The sequence below is a fragment of the Tissierella sp. QWL-11 genome, assembly GCF_058683765.1.
Window position 1 is genome coordinate 1,219,093 of the sequence record NZ_CM178750.1, and the last position, 19,144, is coordinate 1,238,236.

At 30.0% G+C, this 19,144-nt stretch carries 19 protein-coding genes; 16 read left to right on the forward strand and 3 right to left on the reverse strand.

Features of this window, described 5'->3' with window-relative positions; genetic code table 11:
- Positions 1-42 precede the first annotated feature (42 nt).
- The 10 genes from AC4PG3_RS05735 to AC4PG3_RS05780 all read left to right on the forward strand — a co-directional run bounded on the left by AC4PG3_RS05735 (position 43) and on the right by AC4PG3_RS05780 (position 10,809).
- Positions 43-1,110, forward strand: coding sequence for an NCS2 family permease (locus AC4PG3_RS05735; RefSeq protein WP_492198102.1), 1,068 nt, complete (start codon positions 43-45; stop codon positions 1,108-1,110).
- A gap of 21 nt (positions 1,111-1,131) precedes the next feature.
- On the forward strand, positions 1,132-1,677 hold the full coding sequence (locus tag AC4PG3_RS05740; RefSeq protein WP_492198103.1) for a phosphoribosyltransferase family protein: 546 nt from the start codon (positions 1,132-1,134) through the stop codon (positions 1,675-1,677).
- Between the two features lie 107 nt (positions 1,678-1,784).
- Positions 1,785-3,134 carry an MATE family efflux transporter gene (locus AC4PG3_RS05745; protein WP_492198104.1) on the forward strand — a complete coding sequence of 450 codons (1,350 nt, stop codon included), beginning with the start codon at positions 1,785-1,787 and terminating at the stop codon, positions 3,132-3,134.
- 160 nt (positions 3,135-3,294) lie between these two features.
- On the forward strand, positions 3,295-4,491 hold the full coding sequence (locus tag AC4PG3_RS05750) for an ABC transporter substrate-binding protein (protein WP_492198105.1): 1,197 nt from the start codon (positions 3,295-3,297) through the stop codon (positions 4,489-4,491).
- 19 nt (positions 4,492-4,510) lie between these two features.
- On the forward strand, positions 4,511-5,410 hold the full coding sequence (locus AC4PG3_RS05755) for a branched-chain amino acid ABC transporter permease (protein WP_492198106.1): 900 nt from the start codon (positions 4,511-4,513) through the stop codon (positions 5,408-5,410).
- A gap of 3 nt (positions 5,411-5,413) precedes the next feature.
- Entirely contained in the window at positions 5,414-6,475 is a 1,062-nt protein-coding gene (locus AC4PG3_RS05760; protein WP_492198107.1) for a branched-chain amino acid ABC transporter permease, read from the forward strand.
- Positions 6,462-7,229 (forward strand): ABC transporter ATP-binding protein, encoded by a 768-nt coding sequence (locus AC4PG3_RS05765; protein WP_492198108.1) that lies wholly within the window; start codon positions 6,462-6,464, stop codon positions 7,227-7,229. Before AC4PG3_RS05760 ends, AC4PG3_RS05765 begins: the two co-directional genes overlap by 14 nt.
- Positions 7,229-7,939 (forward strand): ABC transporter ATP-binding protein, encoded by a 711-nt coding sequence (locus tag AC4PG3_RS05770; RefSeq protein WP_492198109.1) that lies wholly within the window; start codon positions 7,229-7,231, stop codon positions 7,937-7,939. The genes AC4PG3_RS05765 and AC4PG3_RS05770 overlap by 1 nt, the downstream gene beginning before the upstream one ends.
- 82 nt (positions 7,940-8,021) lie before the next feature.
- Positions 8,022-9,458: a 23S rRNA (uracil(1939)-C(5))-methyltransferase RlmD gene (rlmD, locus tag AC4PG3_RS05775; RefSeq protein WP_492198110.1), complete on the forward strand. Its 1,437-nt coding sequence runs from the start codon at positions 8,022-8,024 to the stop codon at positions 9,456-9,458.
- A gap of 130 nt (positions 9,459-9,588) precedes the next feature.
- Positions 9,589-10,809 (forward strand): IS256 family transposase, encoded by a 1,221-nt coding sequence (locus tag AC4PG3_RS05780; RefSeq protein WP_492198111.1) that lies wholly within the window; start codon positions 9,589-9,591, stop codon positions 10,807-10,809.
- Positions 10,810-11,130: 321 nt separating this feature from the next.
- Here the strand turns inward: AC4PG3_RS05780 and istB are convergent, their stop codons facing one another.
- Positions 11,131-11,844 carry an IS21-like element helper ATPase IstB gene (istB, locus tag AC4PG3_RS05785; protein ID WP_492198112.1) on the reverse strand — a complete coding sequence of 238 codons (714 nt, stop codon included), beginning with the start codon at positions 11,842-11,844 and terminating at the stop codon, positions 11,131-11,133.
- 55 nt (positions 11,845-11,899) lie between these two features.
- A complete protein-coding gene (gene istA / locus AC4PG3_RS05790; protein ID WP_492196213.1) occupies positions 11,900-13,108 on the reverse strand; it encodes an IS21 family transposase in 1,209 nt (402 codons plus the stop codon).
- A 384-nt stretch (positions 13,109-13,492) separates the two neighbouring features.
- Here istA and AC4PG3_RS05795 point away from each other — a divergent pair, with 384 nt between their 5' ends.
- The 4 genes from AC4PG3_RS05795 to AC4PG3_RS05810 all read left to right on the forward strand — a co-directional run bounded on the left by AC4PG3_RS05795 (position 13,493) and on the right by AC4PG3_RS05810 (position 15,357).
- Positions 13,493-14,137 (forward strand): hypothetical protein, encoded by a 645-nt coding sequence (locus AC4PG3_RS05795; RefSeq protein WP_492198113.1) that lies wholly within the window; start codon positions 13,493-13,495, stop codon positions 14,135-14,137.
- 259 nt (positions 14,138-14,396) lie between these two features.
- Positions 14,397-14,597, forward strand: coding sequence for a hypothetical protein (locus AC4PG3_RS05800; protein WP_492198114.1), 201 nt, complete (start codon positions 14,397-14,399; stop codon positions 14,595-14,597).
- Positions 14,598-14,916: 319 nt separating this feature from the next.
- A complete protein-coding gene (locus AC4PG3_RS05805; protein WP_492198115.1) occupies positions 14,917-15,135 on the forward strand; it encodes a helix-turn-helix transcriptional regulator in 219 nt (72 codons plus the stop codon).
- A 30-nt stretch (positions 15,136-15,165) separates the two neighbouring features.
- Positions 15,166-15,357: a recombinase zinc ribbon domain-containing protein gene (locus AC4PG3_RS05810; protein WP_492198116.1), complete on the forward strand. Its 192-nt coding sequence runs from the start codon at positions 15,166-15,168 to the stop codon at positions 15,355-15,357.
- 265 nt (positions 15,358-15,622) lie between these two features.
- On the opposite strand, the gene AC4PG3_RS05815 is transcribed toward AC4PG3_RS05810, so the two are convergent.
- A complete protein-coding gene (locus AC4PG3_RS05815; protein WP_492198117.1) occupies positions 15,623-16,654 on the reverse strand; it encodes a transposase in 1,032 nt (343 codons plus the stop codon).
- Between the two features lie 436 nt (positions 16,655-17,090).
- Here AC4PG3_RS05815 and AC4PG3_RS05820 point away from each other — a divergent pair, with 436 nt between their 5' ends.
- Together AC4PG3_RS05820 and AC4PG3_RS05825 are read left to right on the forward strand one after the other, a co-directional pair.
- Positions 17,091-18,077, forward strand: coding sequence for a DUF7669 domain-containing protein (locus tag AC4PG3_RS05820; RefSeq protein WP_492198118.1), 987 nt, complete (start codon positions 17,091-17,093; stop codon positions 18,075-18,077).
- A gap of 85 nt (positions 18,078-18,162) precedes the next feature.
- On the forward strand, positions 18,163-19,086 hold the full coding sequence (locus AC4PG3_RS05825; protein WP_492198119.1) for an HNH endonuclease: 924 nt from the start codon (positions 18,163-18,165) through the stop codon (positions 19,084-19,086).
- The last annotated feature ends 58 nt before the right edge of the window (positions 19,087-19,144 follow it).

Sequence of the window (19,144 nt, forward strand, 5' to 3'; positions counted from 1 at the left end):
ATTATTACAAATTATTTGAGAGCTATATAAAGGAGAGTATCTATGGAATTATTAAAAGATTTACTTGCAGCCTTAAGTGTTATTCTTAATGGATTGCCTCAAGGACTTTTAGCTTTATCATTTGGATTTGCATCTGTACCAACAGCATTTGCATTTATAGTTGGAGCAATAGGATGCTTGGTTTTTGGTTTAGTAGCACCAGTATCATTTCAAGCAGAGACAATTACACTAGCAGGAACTATGGGAAAAAATATGAAAGAAAGAATTTCTATGGTAATGTTAGGAGCCATAGGTATGGCAATTATAGGTGCTTTAGGGTTATTAGAAAGGATAGTAGATTTTATAGGGCCTGCAATTACTAGTGGTATGATGGCAGGGGTTGGTATTATGTTAACACGTGTTGCAATTGATATGGCGAGAAAAAACAAGATAATAGGATTTACTTCTATAGGTATAAGTTTTATAACCTATATGTTTACACAGGATTTAGTATATACAATTGCATTATCAGTAATAATATCAAGTATTATTGCAATGTTACTAAAGCAAGAATCAGATATAAATATTAATGAAAGAGAAAAAATAGTATTTCAAAAACCAGTTATAAATTTAGAAGTTATGCGTGGAGCATTGGCTATGATTTGTCTAAATATTGGTGCCAATATTGCCTTTGGAAAGATTACTGGTAATATAGCAAATACTGATATAAATATTGACCATTTATCAATTGTAAGTAGTCTTGCAGACTTAGCATCTGCAATGTTTGGAGGAGGTCCAGTTGAATCAATTATTTCTGCAACAGGAGGAGCACCCAATCCATTATTTTCAGGTGTTTTAATGATGGGGATAATGGCAGCAATATTATTTGGGGGATTATTACCTAAGTTAGGAAAGTATATACCTAGTGAATCAATCGCAGGTTTCCTGTTTGTACTTGGAGGAATTGTGACTGTACCAGTTAATGCAATAGCTGCATTAAGTACTACAGGAGTACCTGGTGGTCCAATTGTTGGTGGAATAACTATGACTGTAACAGCCATAACCGATCCATTTCTAGGTATGTTATCAGGGATTATTTTGAAGACTATGGCATCATTTGTAGGGATGTAATAATTAAGGAGGATCAATTAAATGGATAAAACATATAGTTTAAATGTGGCAGGAGTAAGTAGAGAATTACCTATTATACAAATAAATGAAAAACTTAGCATTGCAAGTTTTGTAATACTTGGAGATACTGAACTTATATGTGCAGCAGCTCCAAAAATAGTAAATAGATTGCCAGAAATAGATTTAATAGTAACAGCTGAAGCAAAGGGAATTCCATTAGTGTTTGAAATGTCAAGAATAATGAATATGAAAAAATATATAGTAGCAAGAAAAAGTATAAAGCCCTATATGAACAAACCAGTTGTTGATGAAGTAGTATCAATTACTACACAAAAAGAACAGATATTATGCTTAGATGAAAAAGATGCTGATGAAATAAAAGGCAAGAGAGTAGCTATTGTTGACGATGTGATTAGTACTGGGGAATCTATTCAAGCATTAGAAAGACTTGTAGAGTCTCTAGGAGGTATTATTAGTGCAAAAGCAGCCATATTGGCAGAAGGAGAAGCTGCTGACAGAAAAGATATTATTTTTTTAGAAGCTTTACCTATTTTTGAAAATAAGTAGGTAGAAATCCAAGGGATAAATAAAAAATTAACAACTATATACAAAAAGATTCTAATGTGCTATTATAATATGATTGCATATTAGAATCTTTTTTTTAGGAGGTAAAAATGAAATTTTGGAAAGATAAAATATTTTTAAAATCTATGATAGCAATAGTTATACCTATTGCTTTACAAAACTTAATAACGTCGTCTTTAAACATGATAGATACCTTGATGATAAGTAATATAGGTCAATCTAGTATAGCGGCTGTAGGTCTTGCAAATCAAGTTTTTTTCTTTTTTATATTAATTAATTTTGGAATTAATAGTGGATCTTCAATATTTATCTCTCAATATTGGGGGAAAAGGGATATAGCTAATATAAGAAGAGTGCTAGGTTTTTCTGTTTCACTTAGCACATTTACAGCAATTATATTTACAATAGCTGCATTCTTTTTTCCAGAACATATAATGAGAATATTAATACCTGAACCAGAAGTAATAAGACTGGGAAGTCAATATTTAAAGATAATTTCACTGTCATATATAGTTACAGCTATAGGATTTTCATATGGTATAGCCCTAAGAAGTACTGGAAGAGCAAAAGTGCCTATGAAAGCATCAGCAATATCATTTGTAGTAAATACAGTATTTAACTACCTACTTATATTTGGTAAATTCGGATTTCCAGCTTTGGGAGTAAGAGGTGCAGCAATAGCAACTTTAATGGCTAGAGTTGTAGAATTATTACTTTTACTATATGCAGTATACCATGATATAGGACCTTTAAGTGCTAAATTTAAAGAGCTTATGGATTGGGACAAATCTTTTGTTAAAAAATATATGCAGACTGTATCTCCAGTTATAGTAAATGAAAGTTTTTGGGCCCTAGGTCAAGTTCTATATTCAATAGCATATGCTCGTATTGGAGAAGAAGCTGCAGCAGCAATTCAGCTTACAATAACAATTCAAAATATATTCTTCGTATTGATAAGAGGGCTTGGAAGTGCTTGTGCAGTAATGGTAGGCAACAATATAGGTAAAGGAGATATTAAAAAAACTTATGAATATGCAATGAAGTTTATAGTTATATCAGGAGGATTAGGCTTGGCTTTAGGAATAACAATGGCATTGACTCCAGATTTAATTTTAAAACTTTTTAATAATATAAATCCAAGCTTATATAAAACAGTTAGAAGCTTACTTGTAATAATGGGATTGAGCTTTTTCATAAGAGCAACAGTCTCAACAATTATAGTTGGAGTACTAAGAGGTGGAGGAGATACTAAATTTTCTATGTTCTTAGAAATGGGAGCAGTATGGCTAGTTGGTGTTCCAGCAGCATTTATAGGATCTATGCTTTTAAAATGGCCTATTCAATATGTAGTAATACTTGTTATGTTAGAGGAAATAGTAAAATTTGCAATTGGTGTACCTAGAGTTCTTTCTAAAAAGTGGATAAAACAAATAACTTAAAACACTTCTATTCGAAGTGTTTTTTAATTAACAAAGAATTCTTAATATTCGCAATTGACTTTAGCACATTAGGATAGTATAATAACTTAACAGGAAAATAGTATAATTAAATATATTCCTGTTGGGATATTAATATACTATCATTAAGGGGGAATGTAAAATGAAAAAAAGATTATTACTATTGATTTTATCCAGTATTTTAATCTTCACAACTTTTGTAGGATGTACAAATGAAAGCACTCCAGATGAAGGCGGATCAGAAAATACAGAGAATACAGAGAATACCGATGGAGGAGAAGATGTAATCAAAATTGGAGTATTTGAACCAATGACTGGAGTTGCAGCAGCAGGTGGAGAAATGACAGTAGAGGGTATAGAATTAGCTCATGAAAAGATAGGAGAAGTTTTAGGTAAGAAAATAGAATTAGTAGTATTAGATAATAAATCAGAAAAAGTAGAAGCTGCAAATGCAGTTTCAAGACTAATAGAAAAAAATGATGTAGCTGCAATAATAGGAAGTTATGGTAGCTCTTTATCAATGGCAGCAGGAGATATAGTTAAAAATCAGGAAGTACCTGCAGTAGGATGTTCACCTACAAATCCTCTTGTTACATTAAACAATGATTATTACTTCAGAGTATGCTTTATAGATCCATTCCAAGGAACAGTAATGGCAAATTATGCTATAAATGAACTAGGAGCAGAAACAGCAGCTATAATTCAAGATGTTCAACAGGATTACTCAGTAGGACTATCAAATTATTTTGAAAAGGCATTTACAGCAGAAAAAGGTGAGGAGGCTATACTTGGAAAAGCTTCTTATAATACAGGAGACCAGGACTTTACAGCACAACTTACAAATATTAAATCATTAAATCCAGATGTAATATTTGCCCCAGGAAACTATGGAGAGTCTGCATTACTTATTAAACAATCTAGAGACTTAGGAATGGATACTCCTATACTAGGTGGAGATACTTGGGAATCACCAGACTTTTTAGAAATAGGTGGAGAAGCAGTTGAGGGAGCAGTATATAGTACTCACTTTACAGCAGAAAAGCCAGTAACTGAAGTGTCTGAGACATTCTTAGAAGATTACAAAAATAAATATAATAAAGATGCAAATGCATTTGCAGCCTTAGGATATGATGCATATATGGTAATAGTTGAAGCTATTGACACAGCTGGTTCAGCAGATTCTATAGCCATTAGAGATGAAATAGCAAAAACTGAAGATTTTGTTGGTGCAACTGGAAATATAACATTAGATGAAAATGGAGATGCTGTAAAATCAGCTGTAATAAATAAGGTTGATAATGGAGAATTTGTATACCTTACAACAGTAGAACCAAAATAAATAATATGGAGGCATAAATATGGATATGAGCATACAAGAATTCCTACAACATTTAACTAATGGAATTTCCCTAGGAAGTCTTTATGCTCTTATTGCCATAGGATATACCATGGTATATGGGATACTTAGACTTATAAACTTTGCCCATGGAGATATATTTATGATAGGTGCTTATTTAACCTATTATGGACTTATATATACTCCCATACCATGGTATATAATATTTATATTGGCCCCAGTAATTACTGGGCTTTTGGGAGTATTACTTGAAAAGGCAGCCTATAAACCTCTAAGGGGTGCACCAAGGATAACTGTTTTAATATCAGCTATTGGAGCATCTTTTCTATTGCAAAATTTAGGTATACTTATATTTGGAGGTAGGCCAAAGGGCTTTCCTACTCCAGAAATATTTAATAAGATTGCAAATATAGGTGGAGTTTCTATAGGCCTAATCAATTTTATAATCCCGATTGTCACAGTAATTCTCTTAATTGGATTGAATTTCTTTATTTTAAAGACAAAAACGGGCATGGCAATGAGGGCATTATCAAAGGATTATGAGACCGCAAGTCTTATGGGAATAGATATAAATAAAAGTATATCTATTACATTTTTTATAGGATCTTTATTGGCGGCAGTGGGAGGTATTATGTGGGGAGTTAAATATCCACAACTTATACCACATATGGGTATGTTACCAGGACTTAAATGTTTTATAGCTGCAGTAGTAGGAGGAATAGGAAATATTACAGGTGCTGTATTAGGTGGATTTATTCTAGGACTTGGGGAGATACTGCTTATAGCATTCTTACCTAGTCTGACAGGATATAGAGATGCCTTTGCATTTGTGCTTCTTATACTAATACTTCTCATTAAACCAACAGGTTTGATGGGTGAAAAAATAGCAGAGAAGGTGTAACCCATGAAAAATAATAAAACTCTTTTTAAAATAATAGGAATTATATTAGCATTAATTGTCTTAATTATACTTAATTTATACTTGGATAGTTATCAAATAAGAATTTTAAATCTATGTGGAATTTATGTAATCTTAGCTTTGAGTATGAATCTTATAAATGGATTTACAGGTCTATTTTCTCTAGGTCATGCAGGGTTTATGGCAATAGGAGCATATACTGTAGGTATACTCACTATGCCTACTGCAGTTAAGGAAATGAACTTTTATATGGAGCCTATGGTTCCTAGTTTATTAAATATAAACTTACCCTTTATTGTAGCACTTTTAATAGGAGGACTAATAGCAGCAATATTTGGCTTCTTAGTTGGAGCACCAGTTTTAAAACTTACAGATGATTATTTGGCAATAGCAACTTTAGGATTTTCAGAAATAATAAGAATAGTTATTGTAAATCTTCAAAGTGTAACTAATGGTTCTCTAGGGCTTAAGGGAATTCCACAGGTGGAAAATACTTTTTTTGCTAATTTATTCAATATGAAGCCTAAAACAAATCTACTTTGGGCTTGGGGAATAGCAATACTAACTGTAATATTTCTAAAATTCCTAATGAAAGGTAGTTATGGTAAGGCATTTAAAGCCATTAGAGAAGATGAAATTGCAGCAAGAGCAATGGGGATAAATCTCTTTAAGCATAAAGTTATGAGTTTTACAATAGGTTCCTTTTTTGCAGGTGTTGGTGGTGGACTATTAGCCGCATCTTTAGGAACTATAGATCCTACAGTATTTAAATTTGTATTGACCTTTAATATCCTCCTTATGGTAGTCCTTGGTGGAATGGGAAATATAAATGGAACAGTAGTTGCTGCTATAGTAGTAACTGTTGCAATGGAATTTTTGAGATTCTTAGATGAACCTATAAACTTAGGTTTTACTACAACTTCAGCATTACCAGGACTTAGAATGGTGGTATTTTCTCTTACTTTAATGATAGTGGTAATATTTAAAAAGGACAATGTCTTAAAAGATACCATAGGGAAAGTGAGGAGAAAATATGCTAAAAATTGATAATATAACTATGAGATTTGGTGGAGTTGTAGCTGTAAATGAGTTTAGCACAGAGATAAAAAAAGGTGAAATAATTGGATTGATAGGTCCAAATGGAGCAGGTAAAACCACTGTATTTAATATGGTAACAGGAGTATACACTCCAACAGAGGGAAAGATATCTTTTAATCCAGGTGAAAAAGTTGAGATAATATCTGGGAAGCGTCCAGATCAAATAGCAAAACTTGGGATATGTAGAACATTTCAAAATATAAGACTGTTTAAAGAAATGTCTGTCTTAGAAAATGTATTTATAGGAAGTCATCTAAGACTAAAATCAAATATACTATCTTCTTTAATTAGAATACCAAGCTACACAAAAGAAGAAAAAAAGATGATGGAAAAGGCGGAGTATCTCCTGGAAAAAGTAGATCTATATGAAGAAAGAAATGAAAAATCATTTTCCTTGCCCTATGGTAAACAAAGAAGGCTTGAAATAGCAAGAGCCCTTGCAACTGATCCCAAATTACTCTTATTAGATGAGCCTGCAGCAGGGATGAATCCCCAAGAAACTCAAGATTTAATGGGCTTTATAAAGGATATAAAAAAAGAATTTGATCTTACAATATTTTTAATTGAGCATCATATGGAAGTAGTAATGGGAATTTGTGAGAGAATCCTAGTACTTGATCATGGCATGCTAATAGCTGAAGGAAACCCTGAAGAAATCCAAAAAAACCAAAAAGTTATAGAAGCCTATCTGGGGGTGGAATAATGCTAAATATAAAGGATCTCCATGTAAGCTATGGAGGAATAAAGGCAATTAGAGGAATCAATGTACACATTGAAGAAAATCAAATAGTTACATTGATAGGTGCCAATGGAGCAGGAAAATCATCCACCCTAAGGGCAATTATGAACTTAGAGAAAAAGGAACAAGGTGAAGTAAAATACTATGATGAAGATATAACTAATCTAAAGACTATGGATATAGTTAAAAAGGGAATAGTCTTATCACCAGAGGGGAGAAAGGTATTTGCTAATCTGACTGTAGAGGAAAATCTCATCCTAGGTGCCTATACTAGAAAAGATAAAGTAGAAATAAATAAGGATATGAATAAAATATATGATCTATTTCCAAGGCTTAAAGAAAGATCTTGGCAAAAATCTGGTACTCTATCTGGTGGAGAGCAGCAGATGTTGGCAGTAGGTAGAGCTATGATGATTAGACCTAAAATACTTATGTTAGATGAGCCATCTTTAGGTTTAGCTCCATTACTGGTAAAAGATATATTTGATATAATAAAAGAAATTCATAGTCAGGGAAATACAATACTCCTAGTAGAGCAAAATGCTAAAAAAGCCTTGGAAATAGCTGATTATGCCTATGTATTAGAGACTGGTTCCCTAGTACTTGAAGGTAAAGGAAAAGATCTGTTAAATAATGATAGGGTAAAACAAGCCTATCTAGGCGATAGTGTATAAAAAAGAAGAGAGATATCTCTTCTTTTTTTGTGGATTTTAGGATAAACTAATAGATGAAAAGAGAAAATATACGAGGTGAATTATGGATATAAAATTAGGAGACATACTTGAAGGAGAAATAATAGACTTTACCCATGAGGGAAATGGAGTACTAAAAATAGATAATTTGGCAGTATTTGTGAATGGAGGAGTAATAGGAGATAGGGTAAAAGTAAAAATAACAAAGAAGAAGAAAAACTATGCTCTAGCTAAATTAATAGAAATCATAGTGCCTTCAAAGGACAGAGTAGAATTAGATTTTAATATAGAAGAATCTAGGGGAAGTATACCATTAGTAGAATATGATTATAATAAGCAATTGGAATGGAAAAGACAAAAGGTTAAAAATGATTTAGAAAGAATAGGAGAAATTCAAGATCCCATAGTACATGAAACTATAGGAATGGATAATCCCTATAGATATAGAAACCATGTTCAAATTCCCATAGGAGAAAAGCATGGCAAAGCTAAAATAGGATTCTATAAAAGTGAAAGTAATGAAGTAATAGATATGGAAAAGAGTATACTACATCCTGATATTGGGGATAGGATTATAAAAATAGTTAGGACCTGGATGGACAAGTACAATATAAGGCCCTATAATAAGAAAAATAAAAAGGGGATAATGAGACATTTAGGTATAAGATTTAATAAAAAGGGAGAAGTAATGTTAATCCTAGTTTCCGGAAGTGACAATATTCCTCATAAGGAAGAATTACTGGGTTTATTAAAAGAGGAAAAAGTAATAAGCATATATCAAAATATAAACAAATTAAACTCATCAATTACTTATGGAAATAGATATAAAAAACTATTTGGAACTGACTATATTATAGACTCTATTGGTGAATTAGAATTTAAAATCTCACCAAATAGCTTTTTTCAAGTGAACAGGGTTCAAGCTGAAGCTCTATATAAAAAGGCTTTAGAATACTTAGAATTAAATAACGATGATATAGTCTATGACCTTTATAGTGGTATAGGAACTATTTCTCTATATATAGCGAAAAAAGTTAAAAAGGTAATAGGAATAGAAGTAGTAAAAAAAGCAATAGAAGATGCTAAGGATAATGCAGATTTAAATAATATAAAAAATGCAGAATTCATCTTAGGAAAAGCAGAAGAAGTATTTCCAGAAATGATGAAAAAAGGAATAAAGGCAAATAAATTAGTCCTAGACCCACCTAGAAAAGGGGTTGAAAAAGAAGTATTACAAGCTATTGTAGAGTTAAATCCAGAAAGGGTAGTCTATGTATCATGTAACCCTTCTACCATGGCTAGGGATATGAAGTATTTAGTTGAGAATGGATATAGGGTGGTGGAGGTGCAGCCAGTGGATATGTTTTGTCATACGGCGCACATTGAGTGTGTGGTTCTGATGACTTATTGTGGTCGGAAGGACAAATATATTAATGTCAAGATTATTTTGCATAAATGTGCCAATATTTCTATGTACAGTTTTGCTAATTATCTTTATTAGATATTTTAGATAGAGCAGTAGCTGTTCTATAAGAATTAGGTAGTGTAAAATAATCTGTGCTTTCGAGAAATAAAATTCTCTTTTCTGGCAAGAATCAAAATAAGATTTGAACCAGAAAGGAGAATTTTTTATGTCAACTTTACCAAAAGAAGTTTTAAGAAATATGATTAATGACGGAAATTTAAAAACAGCAGGAGATCTTCATTTGTATCTAAAAGATATGTTTAAAGACGCACTTCAAGAAATGTTGGAAGCAGAGTTAGATATGGAATTAGGATATTCTAAAGGTGATAAAAGAAATAAAAATACTGATAATCGCAGAAATGGATATACTCCAAAAACTGTAAAAACTCAATTTGGTGAGATTCCACTCGATGTACCAAGAGATAGAAAAGGCGAATTTGAGCCAATTGTAATACCTAAGAATAAAAGAGACATCTCTGGTATAGAAGAAAAAGTAATAGCTCTTTATGGTAGGGGTATGTCAACTAGAGATATTCATGAACAGATAAAGGAAATATACGGAATAGAAATATCAGCAGAGATGGTAAGTAAAATGACAGAGAGTATAATTCCACATATAAAAGAATGGCAAAATAGGCCATTAAATCCAATCTATCCTTTTGTTTTTATGGATGCAATACACTACAAGGTAAGAGAAGATGGACAAATAAAAAGCAAAGCAGCTTATGTAGTTTTAGGCGTTAATTTAGATGGATTTAAAGATGTTTTAGGAATTTGGATAGGTGAAAATGAATCTGCAAAGTTTTGGCTTGGAGTTTTAAATGATTTGAAAAATAGAGGTTTGCAAGATGTATTAATATTTAGTGTAGATGGATTAACAGGACTTAAAGAAGCAATAAATGCAGCATATCCTAAATCTGAAATACAAAGATGTGTAATTCATCAACTTAGAAATTCCTTTAAGTTTGTTAGCTATAAGCATTTAAGAGAGTTTGCTAATGACTTTAAATCAGTATATAAGGCCATAAATGAAGAAGAAGCTCTTGATAACCTAGGAGAACTTGAAAGTAAGTGGGGAGATAAATATCCTCATGCAATTAAAAGTTGGGAATCAAATTGGGATGTATTATCTCCATTTTTCAAGTATCCTCAGGAGATTAGAACTATAATGTACACTACAAATATAATAGAAGGTTTCCATAGACAGCTAAGAAAAGTAACCAAGACTAAAACTATGTTCCCATCTGATCAAGCTCTAGAAAAAATACTTTACCTAGCTAGTCAAAATACTATGAAAAAATGGACTCAAAGATATAAAAAATGGGATTTAATCATAAATCAGTTATCTATATTCTTTGAAGAACGAGTAAATATCTATCTTTCATAGAATTATATTAGTTCATGTATGAAAACCTTCTAAACTTGGAATTATGGGCCTTAAAACAGCCTGTAAGGCTGGTTTAAAGCCCATAATTCCAATTAAAAATAAAAAATCTTTTTGCAAAGGTAAGTCCAATATATGTTTACAAAAAGTCATAACATCACTTATATAAAATTATTGCCAAAACTATTGATTTTAATGCATAAAATAAAATAGTCTTGGCAAAGATAAAATTAAGATATTAATTTGTAAATTTTATCCATTTTAATATTTCTTGTCAATTTAGAGATAAGTAGTTCTCTCTGAAGCACAAAGTTATTTACATTCTCAAGAATTACCTAATATATTTACTATACTAGAATGATGGACTAATCTATCTAAGATGGCACTAGCTAACATATTGTCTACAAATATTTCACTCCAATCCGATAAATTTATATTGCTAGTAATTATTGTGCTTTTCTTTTCATATCTTTTATCTATTAGTTGGAAAAACATTTTAGCTTCCATCTCTCCAATAGGAAGATAGCCTATTTCATCAATTATTAACAATTTATATTTGCTAAAATGTTTTATTCTACTGTCTAATTTATTTTCTAAATATGCCTTTTTTAGTTGAGCAATTAAGTCTTGACATTTTATAAAATAAGTGCTAAATCGCTTTTTAGCAGCTGCCATACCAATGGAAGTAGCAAGATGAGTCTTGCCTACCCCACTATTTCCAATTAGTATTATATTACTATTGTTTTCTAAAAATCTTAAACTCTCAAAATCTAAAAATTGTTGTTTATTTATTTTAGGCTGAAACTCAAAATCGAAATCTTTCATTTCTTTTAAATGTGGAAATCCTGCTACTTTAACCATTGCATTTGTAGCATTAAAGTTTTTTATTTCTATTTCTTTTGTAGTAAGCTCATAAAGTGCGTCTACTAGACTTATTTTATCCTCATTTACTTTTGTAATATATTCATCTAGTCTCAAGCTTGTCTGAACTAACTTTAACTCTTTTAGGTTCTCACATAACTTTTGATAATTGTTCATTAAATTTCTCCAATTCTTTTAAATGTTTATCTGCATACTCTGAAACATCTTCTTTTCATTTAAATGTTAATCCTAACATCTTTAAATGATGATCATTGTGATAATTAATCTTTTTTTCTGTTATTCTATGGATTGTAATTAGTTTTTTGTTATAATATACATGTAAGTTATTTTCACTAACTTGTATTGTAACATTTTTACCAATTAAATCTGGTGGAGCTGAATACATATTATGCTTGTATTTAAATAGGCTATTGGTATTCACCTTTGCTTGTACAGTTTCATTTTTGTAAAAAGAACAGATTTTATCATGTGGGAGTGGTAATAGATGTTCTTTTTCTTTGTTAAAAACTAATATAGGTGGTAATCCTGTAGCTTGACATACTCTTGAATTAGCTTCATTTGTGATTACACTCATCTTTTCATGCAATTCTTGTAAATCTTCTAAAACACCATTGTAATTCATAATTTCATCAATTATTCTCATTGGATTTTCAACTTTTGCTTTAGTATTAGGTCTTGCTCTAACACAAGGATATATGCTAAATCCAAAGTCATCAGAAAGTTGCTTAAACTTACTATTTACTTTACCATCTGAACACTCGGTTCTAGCTTTATCCATCATAGTAGAAGCGTTATCAATTACTATTTCTTTTGGCACTCCACCTAATGATTCAAATGAATTAGATAAAAAATCAAATAGATGATTCTGACTTGTTGATGGATATATTGCCCATACCTTGAATCTAGAGGCAGATAAGACTAAGCTACCTACATTTAAAAGCATTTCACTATTATCTTTAAAAGAAAATTTTAATTTCTCTTTCCAATCAAACTGAGCTTGTTTACCAAAAGGTGTTTCAGATTTCACAGAATCTTTTTTTGCTTTTGGTTTAAAATACTCAGCAAATTCACTTTTCTTTAAAATGTAGTAATTAAAATTGCTACGAGAACATTCAAGCCCGTGCTCTCTTACCAGATATCTATAGAGATGAGATTTGTAGTAGAATATCTGCTTGCTTTTTGCTGATAGCAAAGAAGTGATAATATTGTGATAATCATCTATTTTAGATTTCTTCTCTTTTCTTTCTTTTTCCGTATTTCCTTCATAATATTTTTTAACTGTTCTCCTATCAACTCCCAACTCCCTTCCTATTTCACTGAAATTTGGTTTTTCCAAATTATTAACCTCCACTAATGTTTTTAATTTGTTTAAATCTTTTACAGTTTTTATCTCTATTTCTGTATTAATGTTTAAAATCACTTTCATCACCCATTAATACTATAGAGAATTTTGTAAATATTGTACATTAAAATATTGGCAACTTCCTACAATATTATTTTAGCATTTATACAAATAAGAAAGATTCACCACAATATGTAGTGGTTTAGGGATGAGGTTTGGGTCGAAAATAGGTTAAAAATACCTCTTTTTGACCCTTTAAAATTGGGCGTTTGACAGATGACATTGGATAACTTGGGATATTTGAAGAGCAATTGGTTAAATTTGCTTGATGTGATGATAGATAAACTATATACTATAGATTAACATTAGTATATTTATGTTCAATCGCGAAAAAAATATGGACTAATAATTGTTTGTCATACGGATAAATAGGAATTTCTAAAGGAAATGGGGATTATATAAATGAAACCAAAAGATTATATTACAATAACAATTTCATTGATTTCTCTGCTTTTTTCGTTTGGTAGTTTGATATTTACACTGTTAAATTTTAGAAGAAATATAACGAGATTAAAAATTAAACAGTTACATTTTGTTCCTAATCCATTTGCAACTACTGTTAGGCCAAATATATTATATTTAGATAGAGAACAAAGTCCAGATTTGTGGACAGTTATTCCTATGCTTCATTTAATTATGTATATAAAAATAGATAATTTGAGTCATACAGGTATAACAATAAGCAATTTTATAATTAACGATGAATTTCTAGTCTCAAAATTAAACATAGATGAAATGAAAAAAGAATTGACACTTAGTTTTTTTGCTAGTGAAGAATCTCAAAGTAGAGATTTTAAAAAATATGGAAATACAATCCCAGCATCCACCATGACTTTAGAACCTAATGATTATAATTTAATAAATATTGGTGATAGAATAGAATCTAAATCCAGTATAGAGGGTGTAATAATTATTTCAGGAAATTGGAATTTATATAATGCTGTTAACGACGGAATAAACAAGTTGACGATTGTCACACCTGATAAAAAGTTTGATACCAATATTGAAATTAATAAAACAGTTATTCCATATTTTTCTAAAAACTGATTTATAAATGTTTTTTTCAAATTTATAATTAAATGCTTATTGGGTGGTTGAATACATCATGTGAAAGTTAGTAAATTTCAATTTGTAGTGTAACTATTGCGTATAAGTAGATGAAAAGGATAGAAAAGCTTGTATCGAAGGAGCACTAAAACTATTAAAACCAAATGGTATTATAGTTGCTTCATTCCTATCAAATTACGCACCTATACAAAACTACTTAAAAAACTTATATCCAATTGACTCTATTGATGAATTGCTTGTGTTTTTAGATGATGGGATAAATGATGGATATAAGGGATTTATACAAGCATATTTTACTGATCCAAAGGAAGCAAGGGAATTAATGAATAGTTTTGGGTTACAAGAAATAATATTTGCTGGTGTTGAGAATATACTTAATTATAAAGAGAAAGAAATCAATATATTAGAAGAAGAGTATAAAAAATGGTTAGATATTTGATATAGATTAAGTAAAGATAACAATGTAATCGGAACTAGTGAACACTTTCTATATATTGGACGTAAATAAAATTTAAATTTGATAATTCATATAATTAATACTATGTTCACCCAACAAGTAGGAAATATATAAATATTATTTGTATAAACTAAAAACTAAATAATAAAATAAAAATGGCGAAGTTCAGGTCAAACAAAGACCAAATAAACTTCGTCATTTTCTTGTCTCAAAATAAAATATTAATATAATTGCTAAAATTCTTCTTATATAGGAGTTATTGTAAAGGTAAGGAACCTTGGCGAGGGAAGGGTGTGATTACTTGGAAAATAGGGTAGAGTTATTACGTAAAGAAAAAGGGCTCAGTCAGGAGGAATTTGCAAGGGAGGTTCACGTATCAAGGCAAACAATTAGCTTTATTGAAACAGGAAAATATAATCCTTCATTAGAATTAGCATTTGTTATTGCTGACTACTTTGGGAAGAAAATAGAAGAGATTTTTATTTATGAGGGGGAAAAGCAGAATGAGAAGGGAAGATAAATCTTGAAGGAATAAACCTTAAATATATCTATGTCTTTAACTGAAATTTTAATATGTGAAGAATGTGGATATCCCTATAGAAGGGAGGTATGGTCAAAGTATGGACATAAAAGTGCAGTTTGGAGATGCGAAAATAGGCTTAAGAATGGAACAAAATCAAACTGTAAACACTCCCCAACCTTTAAAGAAGAACAAGTCCATGATGCTATAATAAAGCTATAAATAGTGTAGTAGAAGATTCAGGAGGTTTTATAGGAGCATTCAGGGAGAATGTAACAAGGATAATAGGCTGACCTATTGACAGTAAATTGGATAAATCATAACAATAAGGAATAAAATCCATATATTACCTTATATTTACATCAGCAATATATGAATTATTATCCATTCTATCCTTGATATTTATATATATGGTATTTATGGAAATAAAAATAGACATACTTATCCTAAGTATAGCTTAAGTCCATATATCTACCTTTTATTTATACTAAATATCATAGAGGACAAAATTAAATTTTAAATTATATTTCTTTATATTTGAATCATAACATCTATTAAACCAGATCATTCCGCTACTAAATAAGCTATAGATTCTAGTAATTTTGTTTTTTATCTTCTTTGTAGATCCTATTATTTTACTTTTTTTATTTTTAGAACAATCTGTTCCTAATATTATTATCCAAGTATAGACTATACATAAACATAGATATAGATTTTCAAAGTATGTAATCCTTTCTGTCCAAGTATCTTCCATGTTAAAACCATTAGACTTTAAATCCCTAAACATCTCTTCTATATCAAATCTTTTTTTATATTCTTTTTTACTTAGTAAAATATCTTTAAATTTTTTTACTCTACTTTTAATAGGATTTATATCTTTAAGATATTTTACTTTTTTATTATCTTCAATTTTAATAATGATATCATTAGTACATCTTATACAATATTTCCAACCAAGCTCATCTATATATTTAAATAAATCTATGCTCTTAAACCCTCTGTCTGCCAATAACAAAACTTCATAATCATATGACTTGAATATGTCATTGAGTTCAGATATTCCTTGTTTTACATGTTCAAAGTTTCTATTTCCTTTTTCTTTGTAATTAAATATCTTATACCATAGGGGTATTGTTCTTTTTCCTACTTTTAAAGAAAATTGTAATATTAAAAATCTATCATCCAAAGTTGTATGGTCAAAAATTATTACTATTTTGTTAGAATTACTTCTTTTTACATATTTTTTTATTATTTCTTGGATAAAGCAGTAATATATATAATCTGATTTTATTGTTGAAGTTGAAAAGAATCTATATATTCTTTTTATTTTACTTTGCTCTGTTGCATCAGTAAAATTTTCTTTTGATTTTTGTGATATTTCTGAGATTATTACTGATTTAGATAACAATATTCCTGTAATAATTGCTACTAGGTTTTTCAATCTTTTATCTGATATGGGTAATATTTCATGTAGTATTTCTTCTAATTTTGATGTAATATATTCTTGATTGTTTAACATAGTTAAGCCTCCTAAAAATAAGTTTTTTGTGATAAATCTTATTTTAGGGCTTGGCTATGTTTTTTTCTACATATTTTTATTGGTAATTTTATGATAACTTTATATTTATTGCATTTAATGGATAAATTCTTCTTTTTACTGTCCATAGGTCAGGCTAAAGAGGATGAGTTGCTTGGAGAAAGTAAGCATATCTTTGATATAATAGTTGAGGATGAAATCTAATTATATTGGGAGTAAGTTAAAATTTTAAAAAGTTGTATCTTTATATAGAAAAAATTTATAATTAGATAAAAGGGTATAAAATATGAGCCAGTCGAGATGCAGTTTAGAAATCTTAACTGGCTTTGTTTTTGTTAAATTGTGTATTTTTCCAAATAATGCTATAATCTTATGTAAAAAGCACTTGAAAGTAATTACTAAGGTGAGGGGTGTATCTATGGGATTATACATGCTTAAGAATACGGAGACAGACATAGAAGATGGGATTGTTGAAAAAGTTAAGTCGGATTCAATAGATTATGAATGTTATTTTGAATCTTGGCTGGAAAATAGTTCATCATTGCTATTTGATGACGAGGATGATGGAAATACAGTATTATGGATAGGAAGGCAAGTTACAGCTAATGTAGGAGATGTTGGTAAGTTTCCAGATTTAATTGGTATTGATGCATCAGGGGATCTTCTGATAGTAGAGCTAAAAAAAGGAAAAACACCGAGAGAGGTAATCGCTCAAATATTAGAATATGCTGCGTGGGCTTCTAAGCTTGATTACAATGATCTTGATGATATTGCAAGAAGTTATTATGTTAATGATAAAAACAATTCAGGAAAATCTTTAAAAGAAATATTTCAAGAAGTATTTAATATTGAAGATGATGTAACTAGGGAAATTGATTTAAATAGAAGGCAAAAATTATTTATAGTTGCGGAGGAAGTTTCCCCAGTTGTTAGACAAGTTTCAGAATACTTAAAGGATACTTATAAAGTAAACATAAATCATTTAGAGTATCAAGTATTTAGAACAAAAGATGGTGAATATCTAATTAGTGTAGAAAAGACCCTAGGATTTGATATGAATCGAAATAATAATATTAAGTCAGGTATTAATGTATCAACTACTGGTTGGAACGGAAATGAAAAGGTTAAAGATATAATTTATAGAGAATTACTAGATTTCACTAGCGGAAATAAAACAATAACCTTTACTCCTAAAGATATTATTAAGTCACTGATAGAGAAATATCCTAATGTAAATAAATCAACAGTTAGATGTCAATTAATAATGGATTGTGTTAACCATACATCAAGAAAACATTATCCTAGCGGACAACAGGATTATTACTTTCTAGATAATGATTCTTATAGGTTATATGATTCTGATAAAGATGGTAAATGGGATTGGGAAGGAAAGCCGATAATATAATTGTTAATTTATGGGATGGGACAAATATTGAAAATAGGGCTGATTATTTTTTAGGTAGTAGAACAAACATTTATGGAGGTACAATATGGATGAGAAACTTAAAATTTTATTAGATGAATTACCCAAGTGGCAACACAATATTCTCGAATATTTACTTCAAACTGAGAAAGAATATCAGATGTTTATGGAGTTTTATTATAGCAAAGATAATAACTCCTCAGAATTTAGACGTGTATATAGAGCAATGCAAGAATATCGATTAAAACGGATAGATGATTTAAGTATGTCATATGAAGAATTTGAAATGTTATTTAAAGAAGATCCATATAAAGGATTAACTGTACTTTTTCAACACGGATTATCAAAATCACAACTAAAACATGCCCAGAAAAAATTATTATCAGGTGAACACTCTTTGAGAAAATATTATGAATGGGTTCAATATGAACCAGAGCAATTTTTACATCAAATCTTACTGTTGCGATTAGATGATGAATTTATGGATTCGTTAAAAAAGAGACATTGCCGGGAAATGGAAGCTTTTGAAGAACAATATGATGTAAGCATTATAGTACCTGAAGTGCATGGTGACATAGCTAAAACTAATCAAAGGATAAATGAAATTACACTTCAACGTTTAGTAAGAGATACTAAAATGTCCAAGAAAATTAAAAAGCTTTATAAAGGAATATGCCAACTTTGTAAATGTAACTTGAAAAGTGTAGATAACAACTATATTACAGAAGCACATCATATTAGACCTTACAATAAAGTTCATCAGGGTGATGATACTTTTCTTAATTTAATTGTCTTATGTCCTAATTGCCATTCTCGGTTTGATGACTTTTACTTTGCTATCAATCCAGAAACGAATATTGTACATTGTGTTAATCCGAAAGATGAATTGCATTTGACAGAGCTACACATGGAACCTGGGCATTTATTGGGTAGAGAGTATCTTAAGTATACTTGGGAAATCTTTAGTCAAATAAAATATACTAAGGCATAATAAGATTTTAAAAAGGTTATTCAATTTAATTAGGTTTAGAACTATAGAAATTCCTTGA

What these genes read in the sequence shown, in the direction of transcription:
- AC4PG3_RS05735 (WP_492198102.1), top strand. Translation starts at nt 43, where the DNA reads ATGGAATTATTAAAAGATTTACTTGCAGCCTTAAGTGTTATTCTTAAT.
- AC4PG3_RS05740 (WP_492198103.1), top strand. Translation starts at nt 1,132, where the DNA reads ATGGATAAAACATATAGTTTAAATGTGGCAGGAGTAAGTAGAGAATTA.
- AC4PG3_RS05745 (WP_492198104.1), top strand. Translation starts at nt 1,785, where the DNA reads ATGAAATTTTGGAAAGATAAAATATTTTTAAAATCTATGATAGCAATA.
- AC4PG3_RS05750 (WP_492198105.1), top strand. Translation starts at nt 3,295, where the DNA reads ATGAAAAAAAGATTATTACTATTGATTTTATCCAGTATTTTAATCTTC.
- AC4PG3_RS05755 (WP_492198106.1), top strand. Translation starts at nt 4,511, where the DNA reads ATGGATATGAGCATACAAGAATTCCTACAACATTTAACTAATGGAATT.
- AC4PG3_RS05760 (WP_492198107.1), top strand. Translation starts at nt 5,414, where the DNA reads ATGAAAAATAATAAAACTCTTTTTAAAATAATAGGAATTATATTAGCA.
- AC4PG3_RS05765 (WP_492198108.1), top strand. Translation starts at nt 6,462, where the DNA reads ATGCTAAAAATTGATAATATAACTATGAGATTTGGTGGAGTTGTAGCT.
- AC4PG3_RS05770 (WP_492198109.1), top strand. Translation starts at nt 7,229, where the DNA reads ATGCTAAATATAAAGGATCTCCATGTAAGCTATGGAGGAATAAAGGCA.
- rlmD (WP_492198110.1), top strand. Translation starts at nt 8,022, where the DNA reads ATGGATATAAAATTAGGAGACATACTTGAAGGAGAAATAATAGACTTT.
- AC4PG3_RS05780 (WP_492198111.1), top strand. Translation starts at nt 9,589, where the DNA reads ATGTCAACTTTACCAAAAGAAGTTTTAAGAAATATGATTAATGACGGA.
- istB (WP_492198112.1), bottom strand. Translation starts at nt 11,844, where the DNA reads ATGAACAATTATCAAAAGTTATGTGAGAACCTAAAAGAGTTAAAGTTA.
- AC4PG3_RS05795 (WP_492198113.1), top strand. Translation starts at nt 13,493, where the DNA reads ATGAAACCAAAAGATTATATTACAATAACAATTTCATTGATTTCTCTG.
- AC4PG3_RS05810 (WP_492198116.1), top strand. Translation starts at nt 15,166, where the DNA reads ATGTCTTTAACTGAAATTTTAATATGTGAAGAATGTGGATATCCCTAT.
- AC4PG3_RS05815 (WP_492198117.1), bottom strand. Translation starts at nt 16,654, where the DNA reads ATGTTAAACAATCAAGAATATATTACATCAAAATTAGAAGAAATACTA.
- AC4PG3_RS05820 (WP_492198118.1), top strand. Translation starts at nt 17,091, where the DNA reads ATGGGATTATACATGCTTAAGAATACGGAGACAGACATAGAAGATGGG.
- AC4PG3_RS05825 (WP_492198119.1), top strand. Translation starts at nt 18,163, where the DNA reads ATGGATGAGAAACTTAAAATTTTATTAGATGAATTACCCAAGTGGCAA.